1 protein-coding gene is annotated in these 1,548 nt (G+C 38.9%); it reads right to left on the bottom strand.

Annotated elements, in window-relative coordinates:
- Nucleotides 1-1,476, bottom strand: a 1,476-nt coding sequence (locus D0T53_RS13415; RefSeq protein ID WP_163268741.1) for a CotH kinase family protein, incomplete at its 3' end; no start/stop codon positions are given.
- Nucleotides 1,477-1,548 lie beyond the last annotated feature (72 nt).

Raw genomic sequence — 1,548 nt, 5'->3', positions numbered from 1 at the left:
TATACGCTTATTGTACCAGTCCATTACTTGAGGCAGGGAAGTATAACAACCTAATTTGTCGCCAACCGTCAGGCGGTTTGATGGTATATCCGTCCATTTGGTTGCATCCCTATTATAGCCATCTATTCCGACAGTATTCATAAATTCAGAGAATAACATCTCTATGTTTTTAGGTGATAAAATAGATTCTCTTATCTCCCAATATCGGGCTTTAATTTCGTCTTGGTGGGTATTGGCTAATAGTGATAATATCCTGTTACCGCTTAAATGTAAATCTAAAGTAGGGTCGCCTATCGAATAACCGAATGCGTGAAGCCCGAAAACCGTATCAAGATCGTACAACAAAAACGCCCAAATATTACCATCCCATGTACATAACTGCGTGTTCTTTGTCACCACGTCATAAGCATACCATGCTTGTGCCAAAACATAAAAGTCAATCAAAGATTGCACGTGCAGATAATCGGGGGCTTGTGCCTTAAAATTATTTTGATGTACAGTAGCAGCCCATTGGAAGAACCTGTTAATATTATCCTTAACCACTCCATTGGCAGGCTCAACAGCGGCATCAAAACCTTTCGGGTTGCGTATTTCCCATTTATCCCATAAGACAGGGTATACGAACTGACTATTACCGAGCATTTCGAATTGAATGTTATTGGGGTTATCCTTTACCATGTGGTAGTTATCGCGGTGCTTTTTTAGATTCCATGTAAATAGCCCCTGATATACTCCATTGATAAATATTTCAACAGGAAAGCCGTCAATAACACCCCGTGCACCTGTGTCGTATCGGTCTGTTATAGTTGCATTGTCAGGATTATAGGGTACTTCCCACGGGAATTGTTGACCTATCGGATAACTCTTATTCGTTTGATGCGCCATTCTCGCACACACGATATTACGGGCGTGTGTAAAGTCTATATAATTGGCTTTGAAATGATAGCTATTAGTACCCACCCATTCGCCAAATTTGACAACGAAGTCAGAACCATCGTCGTTAAACATATCAAAAGCATAGTTTTTTTTCGGGTATGCCATCGAAGAACTACCCTGATAGGTTAATTCGATAGGTTTTTCGAAGTAATTGCCCTGCATGTCGTTGAATTTCAACATTACGTTTACGGCATCATCTTTACCAATGCCTGTAAGGTCGCCTACAAAATCGACACGAGCCAAAGAACGAGGAAACGGCAATTGTAGTGAGGTTTCTTTGGTATGGTTTCCGTGTCCGACATTTGACGAGTTGTTAATTATTTCTTCAATATTGTTTATCAAAGAGTCAAAGGGATATATCGAATTATCACGACGAATGCCAAAATATACCTGACCGACATTATCAATAACCGCAAATTCCCATTCTCTGTCATTTATAACGGTTAGTAATCTATCCGAAAGTTGTTTTTCAATTTGATTATTTTGAAATACACTCCCATCGTTACGTATTCCCCACCATATTTGTTTGTTGTTGTCCATAACATGTATAATATAATTGAAAAGTAGTCCACTAAAATAATTGAAAAGTATACCACCAGTTAGGTAAAATGT

It is taken from the genome of Dysgonomonas sp. 216 (genome assembly GCF_010501065.1).
Lineage (GTDB): Bacteria > Bacteroidota > Bacteroidia > Bacteroidales > Dysgonomonadaceae > QVMM01.
The sequence above is the reverse complement of the archived record's forward strand: the minus strand, read 5'-3'. Positions and strand labels throughout refer to the sequence as shown.